We start from the raw sequence: 23171 nt of genomic DNA, 5'->3' as shown, positions 1-23171 counted from the left end.
CGGTTCTCCGCAATTGGCAGCTTGACAATTTATATGACGTCCATCATCAATACGCAACAATTATGATGACCATCATCTAAAAGCTTCCGATAGTCTCCGGCAACCTCAAAACGGAACGGCCACATGGTATCGACTGCACTTGCTTCATCTCTGGCGCGACGCAACATCCACTATGGATGGGTGGTCGTTGCAGCAACCTTCCTGACCATGCTGGTGACCGCTGGCGCAATGGGCGCCCCCGGCGTCCTCATCAAGCCGCTCCAGGACGAGTTCGGTTGGGAAACTTCGCAGATATCTTCCGCGCTCGCCGTCCGGCTGATTCTGTTCGGGCTTATGGGACCGTTCTCGGCCGCTTTCATGAACTATTTCGGCATCCGCAAGGTTATCGTCTTCGCCATGGTCCTGATCGGCGGCGGCTTCGTCGGCTCGCTCTTCATGAGCGAACTCTGGCAGTTGCTCCTGCTCTGGGGAATCGTCGTCGGCTTCGGCACCGGGCTGACCGCAATGGTGCTCGCCGCAACCGTATCCGCCCGCTGGTTCACCAAGCATCGCGGCCTCGTGGTAGGCATGCTGTCGGCGAGTTCTGCGACGGGACAGCTGGTCTTCCTGCCACTGATGGCGGAGTTGACGGAACGCTACGGTTGGCGCGCAACAGTCTTTCTGGTCTGCGGCATGATCATGTTCGCCGCACTCATCGTACTGGCCTTCATGCGCGACCGCCCTTCCGACCTCAACCTGCCCGCCTTCGGCGAGGCACATATCACGCCACCGCCGCCAACCGAATCCGGGCTGCTGGCGATGCTGGCAACGCCGGTCACGGTTCTCAAGGAAATCTCCGGTACCTCGACCTTCTGGATCCTGTTCGCCACCTTCTTCATCTGCGGTCTCAGCACCAACGGCCTGATCCAGACGCATTTCGTCACGCTCTGCGGTGACTTCGGTATCATGCCGGTGGCTGCCGCCAGCGTTCTTGCCGTGATGGGCATTTTCGATTTCTTCGGCACGATCGGCTCCGGCTGGCTGTCGGACCGCTTCGACAATCGCTGGCTGCTCTTCTGGTATTACGGTCTGCGTGGCCTGTCGCTGCTGTTCCTGCCCTTCAGCAATTTCAGCTTCTACGGACTGTCGATCTTCGCGATCTTCTATGGCCTCGACTGGATCGCCACCGTGCCGCCGACCGTCAAGCTCGCCGCCGACCGTTTCGGTCGCGAAAAGGCGGGCCTCGTCTTCGGCTGGGTTTTCACAGGCCATCAGCTGGGAGCAGCGACCGCCGCCTACGGCGCCGGCTGGTCGCGCACTGAACTGCAGAGCTATCTGCCCGCCTTCTTCATTGCCGGCGCCTTCTGCCTTCTCGCTTCCGTCCTCGCGATCACGCTGAAGAAGTCCGCCCTCCATCAACCCGCCGCCGCCGTCGCGCATTGATACCGTTTCCGGCCGAACGTCGCGAGCCGGAAACTCCAACAAATCAAGCCGAGAACTTCGCCCGCCGTCTTGCGCGCGCGGGCGAACGCATGCTAGACAGCCGCCTCGTCGGTATCCGTTGCCCCATTGGCGGAATTGGTAGACGCGCTCGACTCAAAATCGAGTTTCGAAAGAAGTGCTGGTTCGACCCCGGCATGGGGCACCATCCCGACAATACGCCAGTGATTTGACTTCATATTTTTGGTGTTTTGTCTCAAGCACGCAAAACCTCGAAATCAGTCTCACAAGGCGGACAGCCCTTTGGCTTGCGCATTGATCTTCCCGCAGGCATCCTCGAACGGATCACGCATTGGCACCAGAGGCGAGGCGCCGAGGAGAAGAAGGGCTTTCAGATGTTGCCATCCGCCTTCCTCGCCCAGAACCGTCGCATAGGGTGTCATCGGCTCGCGTAGCTCACCAGCATACAGGCGTTCGTATTCCGCGAAATTTCCGAAATTATCGCGATTGCTGTCAGAGGGGTGGAAGGTTTCTGCCGCAGCGCCTTCAGCAAGGATTACTTGGTGTGTCGCGAGCAGGACGGCGTAATACTCAATCGTCATATCGTCGCGCGGTGCGATCGGCGCGATTGTTGTGCCGTTTACGAGATCCTTCACCCGGATAAGTACGCCATTCAGGAACAGAGCATGGCCGGGTGACAGGTAGAGATCGGAATGTGGCGTGCCATCGCCCAGTGCATCACGTGCCACTCGAATCGGTACGACGCCTTCCTGCCAGCACGCGCCTCGCTTCGTAAATACCTGCCGACCGACCCACTTGATAGGGCTGGTTTCTCCTTCCAGAAGAACAACGCGATCCCCCGTCTGCAGGTCCTCGACACGCTTTTCGCCGCAATCCGTAAGGATTGACGTCCCACGCAGAAAGCACTGTGCACCCCCCGACTTGCCATTCCCGCCGGAGTTCCCGTTCCCGTTACCCCATCCCAAATGCAGGCCCTCGGCTCTCACCGGCAAAGACGACGCTGCCATTGCAAGGGCTGCCACGCTTGCAACGCGAGCGCCGGCAGCGGCCGCCACTCCCAGAAACCGTCGGCGCGCGGTATTGCGTGGCAGATTCGGATCTTGGAAATAAGGCATCCTGACGCTCCTTGCTACGAACAGCGTTGGACAATCGATAATACGCCTTCCACCTTTTCTCGCTAAGTCGGTAGAAAGGCTTAGTACGAAACGTGCTCGTCCAGGGACTGGAGCCTCTCGTCCAATGTAGGGGCTGTGAGGCGCGCTTTAGCCGATGAATTCGGGCCCGCGACAGACATCGCGGAGAAGGACATAACGATCCCGTAAGCTATTGCTATGTCTGATAATTTCGAAGGGTCATAATTTCGCGCGCTTGCCACACCCCGGCATGCGGCAGCCACTGGCAGATGCCACGCAAGATCAGCGCTCGATCCGCTCCGCCCGCGTCTCGGCAAGACGAGCGGCATCGCATGACATGCTTTAGTGGAAGCTCCCAACGAAAACGACGCCCAAGGAGATAAAGATCACCGCCCCCACAAGCGCGACAAGCTTCCCGATTGCGCCGGGGACCTGGACACCTGAGGCCTCGACCTTGAATGCCAGATAAAGCGGGAACGCCACGAAGAAGATCGAGATCCACTTCGGACGCATGATCGTCGCATCGACGGCGAGCATGATCCCGTAGACCAGAAACATGCTGATGACGAGCATCCGGCCGATGACCCTCGTCCATTCGCTGCTGGTGCCAAGGATCGTCCGGATATGGCCACGATAGACAATGGCGAGGATAGCGAGCGTCAACGCCGAACATTTGACGATCGCTCCCAACAGCTCCCAGGCCGCAACCACTTGCTCGGGCATCCCGGCGCTAGCGGCTGCCCGCAAATTTTTCAGCGTGTCGCCGGTCGCCAAATCCAGATGGGTCACGATCCAATAAACATGCGGGGCCGCGACGATGAGACCAACCGCGATGGTCACCGCCAGCCGCCAGTTGAAGACCAATCGCCGCAGGCCAGGTTCGAGAAGGAGCGCTGCAACCGTCGCGACCGGGACGATCGCAAAGTTGTACTTGGCAAGGAATCCCAACCCGGCTGCTGCGCCGAGAAGTGCATAATTGCCGGTCGACGGTCGTTCCGCCATCAATGCCAGTACGTAGAGAAAGAACGCGACGACAGCGAAGGCGCCGACGCTGTGAGTTAGATCCCGCTGCGAGAGCAGAAAGACCACAGGCAGGCTCAGGAAGCCGATGGGGGCGATCCATGCAGTTTCGCGCTTGCCCATCACCTTGCGGGCCGCGAGACAGAGAAAGATGCAACTCAGCAGCAGCGTCCCGTTCTTTACGAAAGCCAGCGTGTCGACAGAGGCGCCGAAGATCTTGGCGAAATAGTAGAATAGCCAGTCGTAGAGCGGCGGCTGGTCGCCGTAGCCCAGTTGCAAGGCATGCGAGAGCCTGATCTGCTCTGCCTCGTCGGACGCCAGATCGCCGCCACGCAAGAGTCGAAGAACGAAGCTGGCGCTAAAGTATGTGGCGAGCAGGAGCACGGGCAGGAGTGTGCTTAGACGCGTGGCACGCCGGGTGGAAAGGTATGAACTATCAACAGTATCAGTCAACTTCTGCCCCGTATGCGCCCGGTCTAAACGAGTATTCAGGACGAAGATATGCAACTACTCTAATGGAGAGTATAGCGCTTCACCTGCAATTTCAGGGGTTCTCCAGCATCGTTCAGAAGCTGGGTGTTGCCGCAGGGCAACGCTTTCTCATCTCGTCGTTTGCAACATTGCTGCCTCAATCGGGCTCTACCCAGCAATTGGCCCGACGCGGCAAATCAACTGTTTAATTTCTTCGGCGTTTCGGCCACACTGCGCCCGCCAAGAGGGAAAGCGCACGCGTGCATCAGGAAGTATCGCTTATTGCAACAGTTGCCGTGAGTTTCGTCTGCGCGGCGATACTCGGCTATCTCGCCGATCGAGTGCGTCTGCCGCCGCTTGTCGGATACTTGTTTGCAGGCATCGTGATGGGCCCTTTGACGCCCGGCTTCGTCGCTAATGCCGAGCTTGCCAGCCAGTTGGCGGAGATGGGCGTCATCCTGTTGATGTTCGGCGTTGGCTTGCATTTTTCGACCGCCGACCTGCTTGCCGTGCGCGGGATTGCCGTGCCGGGCGCAATCGCGCGGATCGTCGTCGTTACCCTGCTCGGTATCGGGCTCGCCAGCTGGTGGGGCTGGAACCTTGGGGCGGGAATCGTCCTTGGACTCAGCCTGTCAGTAGCAAGTACGGTTGTGCTGTTGAAAGCCCTGGAGGAGCGGAACCTGCTCAACTCCGCCAGCGGCCGCGTCGCCGTCGGCTGGCTGATCGTCGAAGACCTTGCCACGGTCCTGGCACTGGTGCTTCTGCCTGCCGTCGCCGAATTGCTCGGTGGTCATGCGACCGCGGGCGGCCTTGCACACAACGCCGGGCTGCCGCTTCCGCTGACGATAGCGCTGACGCTGGTGAAGGTTGGTGCCTTTGCGGTCATGGCAATCTTTCTAGGGCCGAAGATCGTCCCTTGGCTCCTGACGCTCGTGGCGAGAACCGGTTCGCGCGAACTTTTCACCCTGACGGTCCTCGCAATAGCGCTTGGCATCGCGTTCGGCTCGGCGAAAGTCTTCGGCGTTTCGTTTGCGCTCGGCGCCTTCTTCGCAGGCGTGGTGATGAGCGAGTCCAACCTCAGCCATCGGGCCGCAGCCGATTCGCTGCCGCTTCAGAACGCCTTTTCGGTGCTGTTCTTCGTCTCGGTCGGCATGCTGTTCGATCCGTCGATCCTGGTGCGGCAGCCGATGGCTGTCATCAGCGCGCTGGCGTTGATTGTCGTCGGCAAGACCATCGTCTCCTTCCTCATCGTCGTCATGCTTCGCTATCCGATCGGCATGGCACTGACCGTGTCAGGCGGACTGGCGCAGATCGGCGAATTCTCGTTCATTCTCGCCAGCCTCGGCGTTTCTCTCGGGCTGCTGCCAAGTGACGGGCAGGACATCATCCTCGCATCCGCCATCATTTCGATCACGCTCAATCCGCTCGTCTGCTTGGGTGCCGAAGCGCTGCATACCCATGTGCACACCAGATGGCCGGTGCTCAGCAATCGCTTCGGTCGCCGCCGGCACGAGGCACTCGGCCGCGAGCTTGAAAAAATCCGAGCGATCAACGAGGCCCGCGAGCACAAGCATCAGCTCGAGATGGAAGAACTTATCGAAACCTTCCCGCTGTTTGCCAAGGTCGATGAAGATTCGCAGGAGGAGTTGCTGCTCCTCTTTCGGCCGAAATCGGCCTTGCCGGGCGAACGCGTGGTGCGCAAGGGCGACCGAGGCGATGGCATGTATTTCCTGTCATCGGGCGCAGTGGAAGTACAGCTACCGGGCGAGCCGATCCGGCTGGAGCCGGGCGCGTTCTTCGGCGAGATGGCGCTGCTCAGCGGCGGACGACGCACCGCGGACGTCGTTGCCGTGGATTTCTGCCAGTTCTTTGTGCTCGAAAGACGTGATTTCAACATGTTCACGGCAAAGCATCCCGTTCTGCGTCAGGCCGTCAGCGAAATGGCGCGCGAACGAACCGAAATGAACGTCATGCGGCAGAAGACAGATCAGCCCTCCAGCGTCGACTCCTGAGCTCATCGCCGCCGTTTGATCACGAAGATTTTTGGCACGTCACCCTACGAACGACACAGCAAGCATTTACAGCGGCGCAGACGCCCCATAAAGCTCATGCGCTCGAAGCGAAAGGATCGGAATGCTCCGCAGACTCTACGACTGGACCATGTCACTCGCGGGCCGGAAATCGGCCGAAGTCTGGCTCGCCGTTATAGCCTTCGTCGAAAGTTCTGTCTTTCTGGTTCCTGCCGACGTTCTCTACCTGCCGATGGGGCTCGCAAAGCCGGAACGCGCCTATCGCTACGCGCTGGTCGCAACCGTTGCATCCGTCCTGGGCGGCATCGCCGGCTGGGCGCTCGGCTACTATGCCTATGATGCGATCGCTCGCCCGGTTCTGGAATTCTACGGAAAGCTTGGCGCCTTCGAGCAGCTCAGGCTCTATATCCACGATGAGTGGGAAATCCTGCTGTTGCTGCTCGTCACCTCCGGCCTGGCGCATCTGCCGCCGATCAAGGTCGTGACGATCCTTGCCGGCGTCATTCACATGAACCTCGGCTTCTTCGTTATTTCCGCGATCATCGCACGCGGTGCCCGCTTCTTCTTCCTCGCCTGGCTGCTGCGCCGCTATGGCGAGCCGATCCGCCACTTCATCGAGAAGCGCCTTGCGCAGGTTACAGGCATTGTTGCCGCCGTCGCCATCGCCCTCGGGATTGCCTATAAACTACTTGCCCACTGAGCTATTCGCGCGGAGTCCGTTCATGCCTGCCTCGTTTTCCCTTGCTCGCCCGGTCGTCGGCTACTCGCTGGTGCTCGCACTAGGCATGGCGGTCGTCGTCGGAACTGCGCTTGGTTTTCAATATATCGGCGGCTACATCCCCTGCGCGCTCTGCCTGCTGCAGCGCCAGCCCTACTATTACGGCATTCCGGTCGCGATCCTCGGCGCGGTTGCCTCCGCAGTCGGCCTTCCGAGCTGGATCGGCCGGGCATTCCTGCTTGCCGCCGGCATGCTTATGATTGTCGGCGCCGGCATGGGCGTTTATCACTCCGGTGTCGAGTGGCAGTTCTGGGAAGGACCGGCGACCTGCTCCACGACGGCAGGCAGCATGACGCAGAATGCCGGCGACCTGCTGGGCGAGCTGAACAGCATCAAGGGCCCCTCCTGCACAGACGCCGCGTTGCGCGTCCTCGGCCTCTCCTTCGCAGGCTGGAACGTGATCACAAGCCTTGTCCTGGCGGCTTTCGCCTTCGTCGGCGTCCGTAAGACGGCCTGAGCCTGTCTGAGTAGAGACTGATCAGGGCTGCAGTTCGCTATCCCAGTAGAGGTAGTCGAGCCAGCTGTCGTGCAGGTAGTTCGGCGGGAAAAGCCTGCCGTTATTGTGCAGGTCTTGCACCGTCGGCTGGTACGGCTTCTGATTCGGGAACATGCCTGCCTGCTTCGGCAGCTTGCTGCCTTTTCTCAGATTGCAGGGGGAGCAGGCAGCAACGACATTTTGCCATGTCGTTTCGCCGCCATGGGCACGCGGGATGACGTGGTCGAAGGTCAGGTCATCGTGCTCGCCGCAATACTGGCATTCGAACTTGTCGCGCAGGAACACGTTGAAGCGCGTAAAGGCCGGGTTGCGGGAAGGCTGGACATAGGTCTTGAGGCAGACGACGCTCGGAAGCCGCATCGAAAAACTCGGCGAAGATACCGAATGCTCATATTCTGCAATGATATTCACACGGTCGAGAAATACCGCCTTGATCGCGTCCTGCCAGGACCAAAGCGACAAGGGGTAATAACTCAGGGGCCTGTAGTCAGCGTTCAGGACGAGCGCTGGCAGGGCCTGGGGGGAGACTGCAATCGTCAAGGGACTCTCCTGATCGATTCGGCATCTGCCCTCTTATATTAGGCCGGTTGTGACGGCATTGTGAAGTCTAATAAATTCAGGCATCAATCCTTGTATTTACTGCACGGTCACTCAGTCGACCGGCAGCATACCGCGACCGAGCTTGACGGCGTAATAGGCCCAGAATAGCCTCGCCGCGATCGATCGCCACGGTGACCATCCACCCGCCATGAACGCCAGCTCGCGAGCAGCTGGGCGAGCGCCGAGATCGAATGCCGCAGCCACGGCGTTCTGCAGGGCGACGTCGCCGGACGGAAAAACGTCCGCATGGCCGCCGCAGAACATCAGATAGACCTCGGCGGTCCAGGGACCGACGCCTTTGAGAGCCGTAAGCTTGGCCAGCGCCTGGTCGGGCGGCAGCGCAGAAAGCGCTGCAAGGTCGAGACGGCCCGAGGCAACCGCCACGGCAATGCGCGACAGCGTTTCGGCCTTGGCGCGCGAAAGACCGAACTCCCGCCAGGCCTCCGGATGGAGAAGCACATAATTATCAGCCGTCAGCACGCCTTCGCTCGGCCGCATCCGTTTCCAGATCGCTTCGGCGCTGGCTCTCGACACCATTTGCGAGACAATAATGTGCGCGAGCCCCTCGAATCCCGGTTCGCGCAGCCGCAAAGGAAGCGGGCCAGTCTCGGCCGCAATGGCAGCAAGTCTCGGATCCAGGTGAAGCAGCTTCTCCAGCCCTTCTCTCACGTCATCGTCGCTGCGAATGATCAACACGCTTCCTCGCGATCCCATCGAATCCGTGGCAGAAGAAAGCATGACCGCGATTCCCCGTCAAAAGCCTGTCTTTCGTTTTGCGCCAAGCCCCAATGGCCCGCTGCATCTTGGCCATGCACTTTCTGCCTTTCTGAACAGAGACATGGCGGCGTCCGCAGGCGCACGCTTTCTGCTGCGTATAGAAGACATCGACCTGACCCGCTGCACACCCGAATTCGAGGCCGGCATTTACGCCGACCTCGAATGGCTCGCCATAGACTGGGAACGACCCGTGCGGCGGCAGTCGGAGCATTTCGCCGAATACCAGTCGGCGCTTGACCGGCTGGTCGACCTCGGCCTCGCCTATCCCGCCTTCATGACGCGGGGAGAGATCAAGACGCGCGTTGCCGCCGCCGAAGCCAATGGCACCCCCTGGCCGCGAGACCCCGACGGCTCGCCGCTCTATCCCCCCGACGATCGTCAACGCGCCGATTTCGACCGACGGCAGCTTCTCGCATCAGGCGTGAAACACGCCTGGCGGCTCGACATGAGCAAGGCTTTGGAGGCTGCCGGCGAGGCTCTTTTCTGGGAGGAAACAGGATACGGCGACCGTGGCACCATCGCCGCAAATCCAGGCGCGTGGGGAGACGTTGTCCTGTCGCGGTCGGATGCGCCGTCGAGCTACCATGTCTCGGTCGTCCTCGATGACGCGCTGCAGGGGATCACCCATGTGGTCCGTGGGCTCGATCTCTTTCACTCAACCTCGGTGCATAGATTGCTGCAGACGCTGCTCGGCCTGCCGGCGCCTGTCTACCATCACCATCGCCTGATCACCGATGAGGACGGACGCAAGCTTTCGAAGAGCCGAAGCGACACGGGGCTTTCCGAACTTCGCGACCGCGGCCTGTCACCGGCCGATATCCGTCACCTTGTCGGGCTTTGACGCCTTGGCCTGACCTCTGCCCAGGAAATTGTTCTTGAAGATCGCACGCACGCGGAACTTCAGGAGGGCGGCATTGATCTCGGCGCCGACAATGAAGATGACGCCGACCATATAAAGAAAGATCAGCACGATCATCACCGATGCCAGGCCGGCATAGGTCGCCGTATAATTGGCGAACGTCGCGAGGTAGTACGCGAAGATCAGGGCTCCCACCAGCCAGAGCAGCAGCGTTACCAACACGCCTGGCGCCACGTCGAATACCCGGCGCCGGCCCGCCGGCAGCCATAGGTGAACGACGAAAAGGCCGATAGTCAGCATGAACAGCGTGCCGTAGACGCGCCAGCTGAAAACAACCTCGAGCGTGTCGGCAAACAGCGGAAACCAATAGCGCGCGTAGTTCAGGGCAATCGGCACCGCCACCAGCAGGACGCTGACGGCGGCGAAAATGACCACGGCGATCATGACAAAACCAAGGCTTGCCAGGCGGGTGAGATACCACGGCCGCGTTTCCTGGACACGATAAGCGCGATTGAGCGAGATGCGCAGCGCCTCGACTCCGTTCGAAGCGAAGTAGGCCGCCGCCAGCACGGACACGGTCAGCAGGCCGCCGCGCGGTATCGTCAGAACCTGGATTACCTGATCGACAAGCGGCTTGGCGATCGCCTCGGGCCAGGTGTCGAAGATGAGATGTATCGCCCTGTCCGAGAACTGGTCAGCGCCCAGGAAGGTCGCCAGTGTCGTCCCAAAGATTAGAAATGGAAAAACGGCGAGAAGCGTCGACAACGCGACATGGCTCGCCATCGCGAAGCCGTCATCCTCTATAAGGTGGCAGATAGCGTCGTAGACCACATCATAGAAGATGCGCATTATCTTCGGCATTCCGTCTCCCGGCTTTGATCGTTGTGTCGCCCGTTCGAATATGGGAAACCACTCCTATTTTGTACAGGAATCATTCCATGTCGGATCAGCGCACCATCATCGTGACCGGATGCTCTTCCGGGATCGGCGCGTACTGCGCCCGCGCGCTGAAGGCCGATGGCTGGCGGGTCTTCGCCACCGTGCGCAAGTTCGATGATCTGGCCGCCCTCCAAGCCGACGGCATCGAGGCCCTCCGCATGGACTATACGCGGCCCGATACGATCTCGGATCTCGTGCGCGACGTCAGCGAGCTGACGGGCGGACGCATCGACGCGCTGTTCAACAACGGCGCCTACGGGCAGCCCGGCGCCGTCGAGGACCTGCCGACCGAGGCTCTGCGCGCCCAATTCGAAACGAACGTCTTCGGCTGGCACGAGTTGACACGTCAGGTCGTGCCGCTAATGCGCAAGCGTGATCAGGGGCGGATCGTCCAGTGCTCGTCGATTCTCGGTGTCGTGCCGTACCGCTTCCGCGGCGCCTATACCGCCTCCAAATTCGCTCTCGAAGGCCTCAGCATCAGTCTTCGCATGGAACTGCAGGGTAGTGGCATTCACGTGAGCCTGATCGAGCCGGGCCCGATTGCGTCTCGCTTTACGGCAAATGCGCTCGTAAAAATCCACGAGCACATAGACGTCAGGAACTCGGTCCATGCGGCAGATTACCGCCGCCAGCTTGCGCGTCTTGACGGCTCGGGGCGCCCCAATCGACATAAGCTTGGTCCGGAAGCCGTTTATACCGTACTGAAGCACGCATTGAACTCGAACAATCCGAAACCACATTACCCCGTAACCACGCCGGCAAAGCAGGGCATGGTGTTGAAAAGGCTGCTGCCTGCAGACCTTTTCTATCGCCTGATGCGCTGGGTGGACTAATCAGGAAAGCCAAAGCCAGCATGTCCACGGTCACCTATATTCTCGCGATTATTGTCATGGGCATTGTCGCCATCGTACTGATTCGCGGTCTTTTCAACATGATGAAGGGCGGCAATCCGAACCTTTCCAACAAGCTGATGCAGCTGCGCGTGCTCCTGCAGGCGATCGCAGTGCTCCTCATCATGCTGACACTCTGGCTGACCGGCGGCGGCCGCCCTAGCTAAGGCGGAGAAAAAGAAGGGGGTAGACATGGTAAGGCTCAACAAGATCTACACGAAGACCGGCGACGACGGCACGACGGCCCTGGTTTCCGGGCCGCGTCGGCTGAAATACGATCTGCGTGTCGAAGCCTACGGCACCATCGATGAAGCCAACTCCGCGATCGGCGTCGCGCGGCTTCACATGCAGGGCATGCCGGTCCTGGACCGAATGCTGACACTGATCCAGAACGATCTCTTCGATCTCGGCGCCGATCTTGCAACGCCGGACGATGGCAAACCGCCCGCACACGAGCCGCTGCGTATCGTTGAAAGCCAGGTCTCGCGGATCGAGAACGACATCGACGAATTGAACGCTGACCTGCAACCTTTGAGATCTTTCGTGCTGCCGGGCGGTCACTCGGCTGCCGCTCATCTTCACCTCGCCCGCACGATCGCGCGCCGCGCCGAGCGGCTGATGGTCGAGCTTGCCCGCACGGATGGCGAGGTCGTCAGCGATGCCGCGTTGAAATACGTCAACCGCGTTTCGGACTTCCTGTTTGTCGCGGCCCGCCACGCCAATGACCGCGGCCATGCGGATGTGCTTTGGGTTCCGGGAAAAAACAGGTAGGCTCCTTCCCGACTATGTGGCGCGAACGCCGGGGCAGGCTTCATGTTCATACCGCTGCACGATGCCAATACGCTGAAGCATATCAAGGTCCAATGGGTGACGATGGCGCTGATCGCGGTGGATTTCGCGGTTTGGCTATTCACCGGGGTGGTCGCCAACGAGTCCGCGTCGCAGGCAACGATTGTCGGCCTGGGCTACATTCCCGCGGTTGCGTTTAACCACGCCAGGCTGGCGCCGGCGCTGGCCCTTATCCCGGAACCGCTAACCTACATCACCTATTCCTTCGTGCATTCCGGCTTCTGGCACCTTGCGCCGAACATGGTTTTCCTGTGGGTCTTTGGCGACAATGTCGAAGATGCGATGGGGCACTTCCGCTTTCTTATTTTTTATCTGCTCTGCGCGGCCGCCGGCGCTCTCGTCCATGGCCTTGTGGGGCCGACATCGGAAGCGCCGCTCGTGGGCGCCTCGGGCGCGATCTCAGGCGTGGTCACCGCCTACGTCGTCTTGCATCCCCGCGTGAAGGTCTGGGTGCTGGTGCTGATGCGCGTCCCGCTGCCCTTGCCGGCCTTCGTGCCGCTCCTTCTCTGGATCGGCCAGCAATTCGTGATGCTGGTCTTGGAACCCGACGGCAGCATCTCCTGGGGCGCCCATGTCGGCGGCATCGTCGCCGGCGGCCTGTTGGTCCTTCTGATGCGTCGCCGCGGCGTCCCGTTATTCGATCGGGAGGTCGTCACGCCCAGGGCTGTCAAAAACCGGCCAGCCGCCAACCCGACGATGGTCGTGACGCCCGGCCAACAGCTGCGCCCGCGCCTGCCTTGGGACAAGCAATAACTCCAATATTGACGTGAACGTAAGCGTAATATATCCACGGGATCAATTTGCCTATCTGCGCCATGGAAGCGTTGTGTTTGGAGGAAAAACGCGTATCCATGTCGCCATTCGACAATCGGAGCAGCGCCGAAACGCGCATTTTCTTGGCGAAAGAGTTGAAGGAAGGACCCCATGAAAATTCTCGTCCCCGTGAAGCGGGTGGTTGATTACAACGTGAAGATCCGCGTGAAGCCGGATGGCACAGGCGTCGAACTCGCGAATGTGAAGATGTCGATGAACCCGTTCGACGAGATCTCGGTCGAGGAAGCGCTGCGGCTGAAGGAAGCCGGCAAGGCCGAGGAGGTGATCGTCGTCTCGATCGGCCCGGCCAAGGCCGAAGAGACGCTGCGCACAGCACTTGCCATGGGTGCCGACCGCGCCATCCTGGTGGAGACCGACGATGCCGTCGAGCCGCTCACTGTGGCCAAGATCCTCAAGGGCGTCGTCGACGCCGAACAGCCGGGCCTGATCATCACAGGCAAGCAGGCGATCGATGACGACAGCAACCAGACCGGCCAGATGCTGGCGGCGCTGCTCGGCGCGGCGCAGGCGACCTTCGCCTCGAAGATCGAGATCGAAGTTGCTGGCCCTGGGGGCAAGGCCCAGGTGACCCGCGAGGTCGATGGCGGCCTGCAGACGATCGAGGTCAAGCTGCCGGCCGTCGTCACATCAGATCTGCGCTTGAACGAGCCGCGCTACGCCTCGCTGCCGAACATCATGAAGGCGAAGAAGAAGCCGCTCGACAAGAAGACGCCGGCCGACTTCGGCGTCTCCACCGCGCCGCGTCTGAAGGTATTGAAGACCGAGGAGCCGTCCGGCCGCAAGGCAGGCGTCAAGGTCAAGTCGGTCGCCGAGCTGGTCGAGAAGCTTAAAGTCGAAGCCGGCGTGCTTTAAAGGTTCGAGAAAGGGAGATATATCCATGGCCATTCTTCTTCTGGCTGATCACGACGGCAGCCACCTTTCAGACCAGACCGCCAAGACGCTGACGGCTGCCGCCAAGATCGGCGGCGAAGTGACCGTGCTTGTCGCCGGCGCCGGCGCCAAGGCCGCGGCCGAACAGGCTGCCAAGCTCTCGGGCGTGTCCAAGGTGCTGGTTGCCGAGGACGCAAGCCTTGCCAACAATCTGGCCGAGCCGCTGGCCGCCCTGATCGTTTCGCTGGCCGCAAGCTATGATACGATCATCGCCGCCGCCACCTCGACCGGCAAGAACGTCATGCCGCGCGTCGCCGCCCTGCTCGATGTCGCGCAGGTCTCCGAGATCATCGAGGTGGTTTCGGCTGACACCTTCAAGCGGCCGATCTATGCCGGCAACGCCATCCAGACGGTGCAGGCGACCGACGCCAGACGAGTCATCACCGTGCGTACCGCGTCGTTCGCCGCCGCTGCCGAAGGCGGTTCTGCCCCGGTCGAAGCTATTGCGGCCGCGGCCAACCCTGGCCTGTCGAGCTTCGTCAAGGACGCGCTGTCGGCCTCCGACCGTCCGGAACTGACGTCTGCGAAGATCATCATCTCCGGTGGCCGTGCCCTCGGCTCTGCCGAGAAGTTCAAGGAAGTCATCCTGCCGGTCGCCGACAAGCTCGGTGCTGCCGTCGGCGCCTCGCGCGCTGCCGTCGATGCCGGATACGCCCCGAACGACTGGCAGGTCGGCCAGACCGGCAAGGTCGTCGCTCCTGATCTCTACATCGCCTGCGGCATCTCAGGCGCCATCCAGCACCTCGCAGGCATGAAGGATTCGAAGGTCATCGTTGCCATCAACAAGGACGAGGAGGCGCCGATCTTCCAGGTTGCCGACTACGGTCTCGTCGCCGATCTCTTCGAAGCACTGCCGGAACTGCAGAAGGCGCTCTGATGCGTGCAGATGCCCTTATTTCGCACTTGCGAATGACTGGAAAATTATCTTTTTAAGGGCTACTACTTCTGCCGGGCGATCATTTGCCCGGCAGTTTTGTTAGAAAAATGCGGCAGCGCGGCGGCGCATGCCGAGCGGGGGTTTGGAGATGAACGCGGTGTTGAAGACGATTGGCATTATCGGCGCAGGCCAGATGGGTTGCGGCATCGCGCAGGTTTCGGCAGATGCAGGCTATAAGGTCCAGCTCTACGATCTCTCCGAGGAACGCGTCCAGCACGGCCTGGCCACCATCAACGGCAACCTCGCCCGCCATGTGACGAGCGGCAAGATGACGGACGAAGAGCGTTCCGCCACCCTCGCCCTGATTTCCGGCTCCTCCGACATTAACGATCTTGCCGCGTCCGATCTCGTGATCGAAGCCGCGACCGAAGACGAAAACGTCAAGCGCAAGATCTACGCCCAAGTGTGTCCGGTCCTGAAGCCGGAAGCAATCCTTGCCACCAACACGTCCTCGCTCTCGATCACCCGGCTCGCTTCCGCCACCGACCGCCCCGAGCACTTCATGGGCATCCATTTCATGAATCCGGTGCCGGTCATGAAACTCGTGGAACTGGTTCGCGGCATCGCGACGGACGAAGTGACCTTCGCAACCGCCAAGGACTTCGTCGCCTCGCTGGAGAAAACGGTGACGGTCGCCGAGGATTTCCCGGCCTTCATCGTCAACCGCATCCTGTTGCCGATGATCAACGAAGCCATCTACACGCTCTACGAAGGCGTCGGCAACGTCGACGCCATCGACACCGCCATGAAACTAGGCGCCAATCATCCGATGGGGCCGCTGCAGCTTGCCGATTTCATTGGCCTCGACACCTGCCTGTCGATCATGCAGGTGCTGCACGACGGCCTGGCTGACTCGAAGTATCGCCCCTGCCCGCTGCTGGTGAAATATGTCGAAGCCGGCTGGCTCGGCCGCAAGTCCGGGCGCGGCTTCTACGATTATCGCGGCGATACGCCGATCCCGACCCGCTGACGCCAACCGATCTCGACGATCCGCACGGTCTCGTTTCATTCTTGCCGTTCGAAGGTTGTCCGCCGAAACTGATGAGCTGGCGAAACCAGAACCTATGCGCCGCGAGCATCGCGCTTCGCCTGCGAAACGGCGCTCGCCTTCCGCAGTCTACCGCGCTCCATGGGGCGGATGAGATCTTTGCGCTTTGTGCTTTCGATCGAGTGCATGCCTGCGTGGGCCTGCCGCGTGTTAAATGACTCGTCCTTCTCGCTTTTCGCTTCTTTCCTTCGTGCCAACGCGGCGCGCATGTTCTCGACCATCTGAATTTTAGCAAGCATTCGACGCCGGCGGGCCTGTTCCGCGTTCACGCTGCGCACGCCCATGGCCAGAACTTCGAGTTTGCCTCTCGTGCCTGTATCCTTGCGTGCCGGTGTCGCCCCTTTGGGTTGCGCCTTGCCTCTCATTTCCCTGCGCTGTCTGTTCGCCTCGCTTTGCGCACGATCGCGCCTTTCACGGATTCGCTTGGCGAGATCAGAGAGATCTGTATCCGACAAATCCTGCATTGCCGGATGGTGAGTCTTTTGAACGAGCTGCCATTCGTCCGCCGTTAGCAAACGCTCTGCCTGCTTGCGCGAAATTGCCATCTACGCCTCCTACGCTATCGCATCAGTACACCGACTTGGTTCGAGAGGGCTCGCTGCGCACCAGCAAAGCGAGCTAGAGCTTCGAAAGCTTGGTTCGGTCGCGGGTCCAACTTATCCGCGCGACTGTGTCCGATTCACAAACCTAGCGCTGACGGCAAGGTCGGCAATAGACTTTCAGTGTCGCTAGTCGCACGGTCACTGCGATAGAAGTACTCCAGGTTGCCGGCGTTCGCGACCCGGCCACGGCTTCCGGTCGGCGGTGCGCCAACCGCAATTATCGCAACGCCGGGATGGAAAGTAGCGCGATGATGGAAAGCACGCCTAAAGCAGCGGCCGTGCCGAGTGACTGTGTGATGCCGAAGTTCTCCATCGCAAAAGCCAGGACGAACGGCGCAAGCGCCGACAGGATCAGCCGCGCTGCCATCATTCTCCCTTGCAGCTTGCCGTAACCGTCGCTGCCGAAGAGATGCAGAGGCAGCGTACCGCTGACGATGCTCAGCAGGCCATTGCCCATGCCGAAGATCACGGCGAAAGCCATCGCACCCGGCACGGACGGAGCCGTGAACAGCAGCACCAACACGCCGCCCGGAATCAGCATGGCCGCGATCACCGCCAGATGGATTGCCGGCAGGTTCTTACCGAAGACGATGTTGATCAGCCGGCTACTGACCTGCGATGGGCCGAAGAGTGTCCCCACGAGGGCAGCGGCTCCGCCGAGTCCAAGGCCGGACAGTAGTGGCACCAGATGCACCAGCGTGGCCGAACTGACGAGCGACATCAGTGATAAGCCGCTGACCATGATGGCAAAGCCGAGCCGGCGGCGAGCAGGTGGCAAGATCCCCTCCACTCGCTGGGCGGCGACCAATGCCGCCGTCGTCCGTTGCGTGCTCCTGCTGCGCGACAGCCATGCATGGATCGGCAGGCAGATGGCCAGGTTGAGAACGGCGAAGATCAGATAAACGTTCTGCCACGTAAGATGCGCATTCAGCGCCGCGGTGATTGGCCAGAAAATCGTCGAGGCAAAACCGGCAATCAGCGTCAGATAGGTGATGCTGCGGGATGCAACCTGTGGCCGGATCTGCACAAGCAGCGCGAAGGCTGCGCCGTACTGAACAAGGTTTGCGGCAACTTCGACGGCGATGAGCGCGGCAACAAACACGGCCTTGTCGGGCGCGAGAGCGCAGGCGGCCAGAGAGACAGCAGCAATAAAAGAGCCCGTAGCCATCACCCGGCCGGCGCCGATCCGGTCAAACAGCGCTCCCAACCACGGAGCCGTCAGGCCGCCGACCAGAAGCGCCGCAGAGAGAGCGCCGAAGACCCATTCCTTCGACCAGGCAAACTGCGCGGCCATATCGGGAGCAAGAATGCTGAAACTGTAATAGAGGGTGCCGTAGCCGATGATCTGTGTCACACCGAGCGCCAGCACGGCCAGAAGCGGCACGCGTTCAGACAAGGCGTTTACCTTGGACATCGAGAACCTGCTGCCCGTCTTCCTTGGCGAACGGACCTTTGTGGGTGCCGGGCAGGATAACCAGGACGACCTCCGAAGGCCGGGCGAGGCGCGTGCCCAGCGGGCTGATGACGAAGGGACGGTTTATCAGGATCGGGTCCTTCAACATGGCATCGAGCAACTCGTCATCGGCCAGGTCAGGGTTGTCGAGTCCGAGTTCGGCGTAGGGCGTATCTTTCTCGCGGATCGCGGCACGGACGGTCAGGCCTGCATCCGCGATCATCTTGATGAGTTGTTCACGGCCCGGCGGATCTTTCAAGTATTCGACGACCACAGGTTCGATGCCCGCATTGCGGATCATTGCCAGCGTATTACGCGAGGTGCCGCATTTCGGATTGTGATAGATCGTGACGTCGATTGTCATGGCGCAGGTTCCGTTTCAGTCAGTGATTGAGGATTGCGAGCTTCCATCAGCAGCCAACTCGCCAGCAACAGCGCCAGCAATGCGCCGAGGATTTCCGCGACAATAAAACCCGGCAGATCGACCGGGCGGATGCCGGAAAAGGTGTTCGTCAGCGAGCGGGCGATAGCGACCGCAGGATTGGCGAATGAAGTCGAAGCGGTGAACCAGTAGGCCGCCGTGATGTAGAGGCCGACCAGCCATGCCACCGCATCGGCACGAAAGCGCAGACCGGCGAGGATGACGAAGACGAGGCCGAACGTGGCAGTCACTTCGGCCAGCCACTGCGCGCTGCCGGTGCGGATGGTGGTCGAGACCTGCAGCAGAGGCAGTCCGAACATGGCATGCGCGAGCAGCGTTCCGGCAACGCCGCCAAGGATTTGTGCACCGATATAGGCCAGAGTAGACATGGCAGTCAGCTCACGGCGCAGCGCGAAAACCAGCGACACGACCGGATTGAAGTGAGCGCCGGAAATCGGCCCGAGGATGGTGATCAGCACAACGAGGATCGCCCCCGTTGCCAGCGTGTTGGCGAGCAGCGCAAGCGCCGTGTCCGTCGTCAGTCTGTCCGCCATGGTGCCCGAGCCGACCACGGTTGCGACCAGAAGAGCTGTGCCCAACGCCTCCGAGGCAAGGCGACTGGAGAGCGGAAAAGATGTCATGGCCTCAGGTCCCGGACTAGATCAGGACGTTCATTGAATTTTTCCCTTGCCGGGCGGGCAGCAGGCAGCGATTTCCGCAGCCGGCGCACAGATTTCCAGATGGCCGGCGCAGCAGTCTTCCATCAGGAAGCGCACGAGGCCGCCGAGCGCATCGTAATTGGCGGTGTAGATGATCGAGCGGGCTTCGCGCTGCTGGCTGACAAGGCCTGCCCGGTCCAACTCCTTCAGATGGAAGGAAATGTTCGAGGGCGATAGTTCGAGCTTCTCCGCAATCGTCCCGGCGGCCATGCCCTCGGGGCCGGCAACGACGAGCATGCGGACGATCTGGAGGCGGGTCTCCTGAGACAGCGCGCCGAACGAAGCGAGGGCTTGACGTTCATCCATAATTCAATAATCCTTGAAATGTTGAAACAAGGAGTACCTCAGATGAATGCGATCGACAAGGCCCTGTCTTCAGATATCAGCCTCGGCCTTCTGCTTGAGGCCCTGGCAACGTCTCCAGATCTGCCTCTGGCGTTCCGCTACGACGGTCGGTTGGCGAAGCCGGGCTATCACGTCACCGAGGTCAAGGCCGGACAGTTTTCGGCACTCGACTGCGGAGCCAACCCGGAAGCTTGGGCGGAGACTTTCGTTCAGCTCTGGGATATCGAGGAGGGCGACCGCACCCACATGCCGGCCGGCAAGTTCGCCGCCATCATTCGCAAGGTTTCCGAACATGTGCAGCTTGATGGCTCGGCGAAGCTGACCTTTGAGGTAAGCGATGGTGTGCAGCCGATGCAGCTCTATTGCGCCTCGATCCCGGTCATCAGCAACGGTGTGGTGCAGGTTGAACTCCTTCCCCGCGCGGCAAGCTGCAAGCCGCGTGACCGGTGGCTGGCGAAGCAAGCCCAAGAGACGGCCTGCCGCGGGCCGGCGAATGCTGCTACCAAGTGCTGTGGCTAAATCCACCACTGACTGCTTGCGACGGATAGGAGACGCTGACGGATGATCGGAGCGGCAACGGCGTCACCCGTCACCCGAAGACTGAAAATCGCGGCCTTTGCCGGCGAAACCGTCGAGCGTCGGCGGTTGCCGTCTTCGCCCTTGGAGGAAAGCCAGCGATCAGCTTGCGACCCAAAGAATGCAAGCCAGCCCGGCGAAGAAGACCGCAAGAACGAGTGCAAGCCTGGCGAAGATCCAGCAATCGTCTGCTCGATCGAAGGCAACCTCGTGCTTATCGGTGTGCCCAGATGATTGCGCTTGAGCCGCCTGACGCGATTGCACCGCGACGTAAAGTAACCACCAGCGACCGTACATCGCCTCATCCTTCCAGCAAAACTGCATGACTGTTCAAGCGGCCAGATGATCGACCGCACCGGCTAAGATTATCGGTGCGGGCATATCTTTTCGATTGGATGGACGGGCACCCGATGTAAGCATCGCATAAAGGACGGTGATGGACTTCGCTGGCGCGATCCTGCTTTGGCCCGCTTGGCGCCGGCTTGCCTTTAAATGGGGAACCCCAACTCCGAGACCGTCGTCACGATCAGCGATCGCATCCACAGATGCGCTCGATCCTGGTCGTAGCGGGAGTGCCAGTAGAGGTTCACGTGCGGCGCGGGAACATCGATTGGCGGTTCGAAGACCATCAGGTCGAGCTGCGCCTTGACCGCTCTCGCAAACTGCACGGGCACCGCCGCGACATGCGAGCCGGCGGCAACGGCGAGCGCCACGCCCTGAAAATGCGGGAGCGCAAGCGTCACGTTACGACGAAGCCCGTGCGACTTCAGAGCCTCGTCCACCATGCCGGAAAGCGTCCCATCGATCGAACGTATAGCATGGGGCAAGCGGGAAAAGAGATCGAGCGGAATCTGTCCGCCGTCCGGAATCGCTGCAATGGCCTCGTTGTTTCGTGATGCGATGATGACGAAGGGCGATTGAAAAAGCAGCGCGCTTGATACCCAATCCGGTAACTCGAGCGGACGCTCGAGGGCCATATCGACCGCATTCTCTTGAAGCAGCCTTGCGACGTCGCCCCTGGCGCTATCAAGCAAACGCAGGCGCACATTCGGCGCTTGTTCGTGCACCTTTCGCGCCAGCTGGGGCATCAACAGCATGGAAAAGAAGTCGGCCCCCAACAGCGTGTAGGTCCGATCGAGTTCGCCTAGTTCCAGGCCGCGGACCGAGCGGATCATTCCCTCGATTTCCGCGAGCGCCAGGCGGGCCCTTTCACCAAGTTCGACTGCCCTGGGCGTGGGCAGCATTTCGTTTCCCTGCCGCACGAAAAGATTGTCGTTGAAGAGGTGGCGAAGCCTGTTCAACGCCGCACTCACGGCCGGCTGACTGAGACCGATACGATCCCCGGCACGCGTGACGCTTCACTCCCGCATCAAGGCATCGAAGACGCGCACGAGGTCAAGTCGAGACCATTGAAATTCATGGCGTGGATTCAGTCCATACGATCATTGGATTGGATCGGAGTCAGGCTCCGACGCTAAAAACCGCTCATTCGTAAGCACTTCAAATCCTGGAAGGATCAGAGATGAACATGAACACCCATCCGCGATCAAATGGCGAGCTTCGCTGCTTTGGCAATACGCTCGTCGCCATCCGGTTTTCATCCCTGGCAAGCGATGACAAGATCAGCGTCATCGAGCATTGGATGCCATGGGGAGAGACGCCGCCTCTGCACGTTCACCATCGCGAAGATGAAGTTTTCCATTTGCTCGAAGGCGAGATGCGCTTCCAAATCGGGCAGCGAGAGGTTCGCGCCAGCGCGAGGCAGACACTGGTTGCTCCGAAGGGTATCCCGCACAGCTTTCGGGTCGAAAGTGTCGCCGGCGCCCATTGCCTGACGATCACGTGGCGATGACTTCGAGACAATGCTGCGGCAGGCAAGCCAGGTCGCCGACAAGGCCGAACTTCCCGCCGCGACCGCCCCGTCTCCCGAGATGATCGACGCGCTCACGCGCTGCTGCGCCGAAAACCATATCGCGATCGTCGGGCCGCCGCTCTCCTAAGGCGACGTCCCCACCTACCTTTGATCAGCGCCTTCTCGTCGCTATCCCAGGCGGCGGGCCGTTCATGTGGAGATCTGGCCGCCCTCGCCGCCGTCCAACAGGCGCCCCGCAGAGCTAGACCAGTTTTGCTGTTTAGCGCTTGCTCGTCGGCCAATGTGGGGCCATTCTCAGGATCGATCCTGGCGGTTCGCCAAGACGAGAGGTCAGGCCTGCAACGCTGAATCTCGACCTCGGCAGCGCCCAACGCGGGCTCGACTTCAAAGCACTTGTCGTGGTGCCTTTCTGATCCCCGCGGCGAGGAGGTTGTTTATGTCTGTGTGCCATGTCGAACATCTGTTGCAACCGGGCGACCAAGCTCCGAACTTTGTGCTGGATGCAATCTCACGCGAAGGGAAGATCGCACTTGATGACTTTCGCGGCCGCAGCCCGCTATTGATCGGTCTGTTTCGGGGCCTGCACTGTCCGTTCTGCCGTCGCCATGTCGCAGCTATGGCACAGCTCAGCTCGGCGCTGCGCGAGAAAGGCATCGAATCCCTGGTCGTTGTAAGCACCCCGGTAGAACGCGCGCGACTCTATTTCCGTTACCAGCCGATACCCAATCTTTTTGCGGCATCCGACCCGGAACGGGATTTGCATCGCGCCTTCGGCTTGCCCGTCCTCGAGTTCACCCACAATGAGACCGACTGGCCATACAAGGTTGGAATGGACGTGGTCATGGCAATGCGGGTCGATCGACCGGGAGAGTTGCCGGAACCAATGGCCCCGCCCACAGCAGGTGATCTTCTCAACAAAAAGGACCGGTACGAATTTACGGAAGCCGATCGGCAGGTGAGCCTCGCCGGACATATGCAGCTTGTCGGTCACTTCTTGCTCGATCGAGAAAGTGTGGTGCGTTGGAGCTTCACGGAGGTCGAAGACGAGGGGCGAAATGTGTGCCAGGCGCTCAATCCCGAAGAGCTTCTGTCGGCAGCTTCTCAAATCGCAGATTAACAACGAAGAATTCAGAGTGGTGTAGCAGATGCCA

General features: G+C 60.6%; 28 protein-coding genes and 1 tRNA gene. 18 read left to right on the top strand and 11 right to left on the bottom strand.

The genetic code is table 11. The features are described from left to right. The first annotated feature begins 123 nt into the window (after positions 1 to 123). Entirely contained in the window at positions 124 to 1422 is a 1299-nt protein-coding gene (locus tag IB248_RS14895) for an MFS transporter (RefSeq protein WP_192241136.1), read from the top strand. A 120-nt stretch (positions 1423 to 1542) separates the two neighbouring features. Then, a tRNA-Leu gene (locus IB248_RS14890) sits at positions 1543 to 1627 on the top strand. Positions 1628 to 1703: 76 nt separating this feature from the next. On the opposite strand, the gene IB248_RS14885 is transcribed toward IB248_RS14890, so the two are convergent. Next, complete coding sequence (locus tag IB248_RS14885; RefSeq protein WP_192241135.1) at positions 1704 to 2555, bottom strand: Hint domain-containing protein; 852 nt, start codon at positions 2553 to 2555, stop codon at positions 1704 to 1706. 360 nt (positions 2556 to 2915) lie between these two features. Further along, positions 2916 to 4046 (bottom strand): glycosyltransferase family 39 protein, encoded by a 1131-nt coding sequence (locus IB248_RS14880; protein ID WP_246779247.1) that lies wholly within the window; start codon positions 4044 to 4046, stop codon positions 2916 to 2918. Between the two features lie 278 nt (positions 4047 to 4324). Here IB248_RS14880 and IB248_RS14875 point away from each other — a divergent pair, with 278 nt between their 5' ends. The 3 genes from IB248_RS14875 to IB248_RS14865 all read left to right on the top strand — a co-directional run bounded on the left by IB248_RS14875 (position 4325) and on the right by IB248_RS14865 (position 7329). Beyond that, positions 4325 to 6076 (top strand): cation:proton antiporter, encoded by a 1752-nt coding sequence (locus IB248_RS14875; protein WP_169681341.1) that lies wholly within the window; start codon positions 4325 to 4327, stop codon positions 6074 to 6076. 121 nt (positions 6077 to 6197) lie between these two features. Further along, on the top strand, positions 6198 to 6794 hold the full coding sequence (locus IB248_RS14870; protein ID WP_018857816.1) for a YqaA family protein: 597 nt from the start codon (positions 6198 to 6200) through the stop codon (positions 6792 to 6794). 22 nt (positions 6795 to 6816) lie between these two features. Continuing rightward, on the top strand, positions 6817 to 7329 hold the full coding sequence (locus tag IB248_RS14865) for a disulfide bond formation protein B (protein WP_018857815.1): 513 nt from the start codon (positions 6817 to 6819) through the stop codon (positions 7327 to 7329). A gap of 21 nt (positions 7330 to 7350) precedes the next feature. On the opposite strand, the gene IB248_RS14860 is transcribed toward IB248_RS14865, so the two are convergent. Next, complete coding sequence (locus IB248_RS14860) at positions 7351 to 7908, bottom strand: HNH endonuclease (RefSeq protein ID WP_007790722.1); 558 nt, start codon at positions 7906 to 7908, stop codon at positions 7351 to 7353. Positions 7909 to 8019: 111 nt separating this feature from the next. Further along, positions 8020 to 8706 carry a DNA-3-methyladenine glycosylase gene (locus IB248_RS14855; protein WP_113472148.1) on the bottom strand — a complete coding sequence of 229 codons (687 nt, stop codon included), beginning with the start codon at positions 8704 to 8706 and terminating at the stop codon, positions 8020 to 8022. On the opposite strand from IB248_RS14855, the gene gluQRS reads away from it, so the two are divergent. Next, a complete protein-coding gene (gene gluQRS / locus IB248_RS14850; RefSeq protein WP_018857813.1) occupies positions 8705 to 9586 on the top strand; it encodes a tRNA glutamyl-Q(34) synthetase GluQRS in 882 nt (293 codons plus the stop codon). The two genes, IB248_RS14855 and gluQRS, sit on opposite strands and share 2 nt — an antisense overlap. On the opposite strand, the gene IB248_RS14845 is transcribed toward gluQRS, so the two are convergent. Further along, positions 9551 to 10465: a YihY/virulence factor BrkB family protein gene (locus tag IB248_RS14845; protein ID WP_018857812.1), complete on the bottom strand. Its 915-nt coding sequence runs from the start codon at positions 10463 to 10465 to the stop codon at positions 9551 to 9553. The genes gluQRS and IB248_RS14845 overlap by 36 nt on opposite strands. Before the next feature lie 77 nt (positions 10466 to 10542). On the opposite strand from IB248_RS14845, the gene IB248_RS14840 reads away from it, so the two are divergent. From IB248_RS14840 to IB248_RS14810, 7 genes are all read left to right on the top strand, one after another. Further along, a complete protein-coding gene (locus IB248_RS14840) occupies positions 10543 to 11376 on the top strand; it encodes an SDR family oxidoreductase (protein WP_018857811.1) in 834 nt (277 codons plus the stop codon). Positions 11377 to 11396: 20 nt separating this feature from the next. Then, positions 11397 to 11600: a twin transmembrane helix small protein gene (locus tag IB248_RS14835; protein WP_018857810.1), complete on the top strand. Its 204-nt coding sequence runs from the start codon at positions 11397 to 11399 to the stop codon at positions 11598 to 11600. A gap of 25 nt (positions 11601 to 11625) precedes the next feature. Then, complete coding sequence (locus IB248_RS14830; protein ID WP_018857809.1) at positions 11626 to 12204, top strand: cob(I)yrinic acid a,c-diamide adenosyltransferase; 579 nt, start codon at positions 11626 to 11628, stop codon at positions 12202 to 12204. A gap of 42 nt (positions 12205 to 12246) precedes the next feature. Next, positions 12247 to 13035, top strand: coding sequence for a rhomboid family intramembrane serine protease (locus IB248_RS14825; RefSeq protein WP_062373575.1), 789 nt, complete (start codon positions 12247 to 12249; stop codon positions 13033 to 13035). A gap of 171 nt (positions 13036 to 13206) precedes the next feature. After that, positions 13207 to 13968, top strand: coding sequence for an electron transfer flavoprotein subunit beta/FixA family protein (locus IB248_RS14820; protein ID WP_192241134.1), 762 nt, complete (start codon positions 13207 to 13209; stop codon positions 13966 to 13968). Positions 13969 to 13993: 25 nt separating this feature from the next. Further along, entirely contained in the window at positions 13994 to 14923 is a 930-nt protein-coding gene (locus IB248_RS14815) for an electron transfer flavoprotein subunit alpha/FixB family protein (protein WP_169681345.1), read from the top strand. Positions 14924 to 15071: 148 nt separating this feature from the next. Next, positions 15072 to 15953, top strand: coding sequence for a 3-hydroxybutyryl-CoA dehydrogenase (locus IB248_RS14810; protein WP_113470294.1), 882 nt, complete (start codon positions 15072 to 15074; stop codon positions 15951 to 15953). A gap of 92 nt (positions 15954 to 16045) precedes the next feature. Here the strand turns inward: IB248_RS14810 and IB248_RS14805 are convergent, their stop codons facing one another. From IB248_RS14805 to IB248_RS14785, 5 genes are all read right to left on the bottom strand, one after another. Beyond that, a complete protein-coding gene (locus IB248_RS14805) occupies positions 16046 to 16576 on the bottom strand; it encodes a hypothetical protein (RefSeq protein WP_018857804.1) in 531 nt (176 codons plus the stop codon). Positions 16577 to 16850: 274 nt separating this feature from the next. Then, the gene (gene arsK, locus IB248_RS14800; RefSeq protein ID WP_192241133.1) at positions 16851 to 18047 is read right to left on the bottom strand and encodes an arsenite efflux MFS transporter ArsK; all 1197 of its coding nucleotides are present in this window, start codon (positions 18045 to 18047) and stop codon (positions 16851 to 16853) included. Further along, on the bottom strand, positions 18022 to 18450 hold the full coding sequence (gene arsC, locus IB248_RS14795) for an arsenate reductase (glutaredoxin) (RefSeq protein WP_192241132.1): 429 nt from the start codon (positions 18448 to 18450) through the stop codon (positions 18022 to 18024). The genes arsK and arsC overlap by 26 nt, the downstream gene beginning before the upstream one ends. Further along, entirely contained in the window at positions 18447 to 19148 is a 702-nt protein-coding gene (locus tag IB248_RS14790) for an MIP/aquaporin family protein (protein WP_113470291.1), read from the bottom strand. The genes arsC and IB248_RS14790 overlap by 4 nt, the downstream gene beginning before the upstream one ends. Positions 19149 to 19178: 30 nt before the next feature. Next, entirely contained in the window at positions 19179 to 19532 is a 354-nt protein-coding gene (locus IB248_RS14785) for a metalloregulator ArsR/SmtB family transcription factor (RefSeq protein WP_018857800.1), read from the bottom strand. Between the two features lie 42 nt (positions 19533 to 19574). On the opposite strand from IB248_RS14785, the gene IB248_RS14780 reads away from it, so the two are divergent. Further along, positions 19575 to 20090, top strand: coding sequence for a DUF6428 family protein (locus IB248_RS14780; RefSeq protein ID WP_018857799.1), 516 nt, complete (start codon positions 19575 to 19577; stop codon positions 20088 to 20090). A 42-nt stretch (positions 20091 to 20132) separates the two neighbouring features. Beyond that, positions 20133 to 20381, top strand: coding sequence for a hypothetical protein (locus tag IB248_RS14775; protein WP_113470289.1), 249 nt, complete (start codon positions 20133 to 20135; stop codon positions 20379 to 20381). 254 nt (positions 20382 to 20635) lie between these two features. On the opposite strand, the gene IB248_RS14770 is transcribed toward IB248_RS14775, so the two are convergent. Further along, positions 20636 to 21460 carry a LysR substrate-binding domain-containing protein gene (locus tag IB248_RS14770; protein ID WP_312867203.1) on the bottom strand — a complete coding sequence of 275 codons (825 nt, stop codon included), beginning with the start codon at positions 21458 to 21460 and terminating at the stop codon, positions 20636 to 20638. 209 nt (positions 21461 to 21669) lie between these two features. Between IB248_RS14770 and IB248_RS14765 the strand changes: the two genes are divergently transcribed. From IB248_RS14765 to IB248_RS14760, 3 genes are all read left to right on the top strand, one after another. Continuing rightward, positions 21670 to 21999 (top strand): cupin domain-containing protein, encoded by a 330-nt coding sequence (locus IB248_RS14765; protein WP_246733630.1) that lies wholly within the window; start codon positions 21670 to 21672, stop codon positions 21997 to 21999. 10 nt (positions 22000 to 22009) lie between these two features. Continuing rightward, positions 22010 to 22147 carry a hypothetical protein gene (locus tag IB248_RS31760; protein WP_246733631.1) on the top strand — a complete coding sequence of 46 codons (138 nt, stop codon included), beginning with the start codon at positions 22010 to 22012 and terminating at the stop codon, positions 22145 to 22147. Between the two features lie 309 nt (positions 22148 to 22456). Beyond that, on the top strand, positions 22457 to 23137 hold the full coding sequence (locus IB248_RS14760) for a redoxin family protein (RefSeq protein WP_112649036.1): 681 nt from the start codon (positions 22457 to 22459) through the stop codon (positions 23135 to 23137). Positions 23138 to 23171 lie beyond the last annotated feature (34 nt).

Source organism: Rhizobium sp. RHZ01, from assembly GCF_014851595.1.
In the GTDB taxonomy this organism is placed as follows: Bacteria; Pseudomonadota; Alphaproteobacteria; order Rhizobiales; family Rhizobiaceae; genus Rhizobium; species Rhizobium altiplani.
This window is presented reverse-complemented; position numbering and strand designations above follow the sequence as displayed.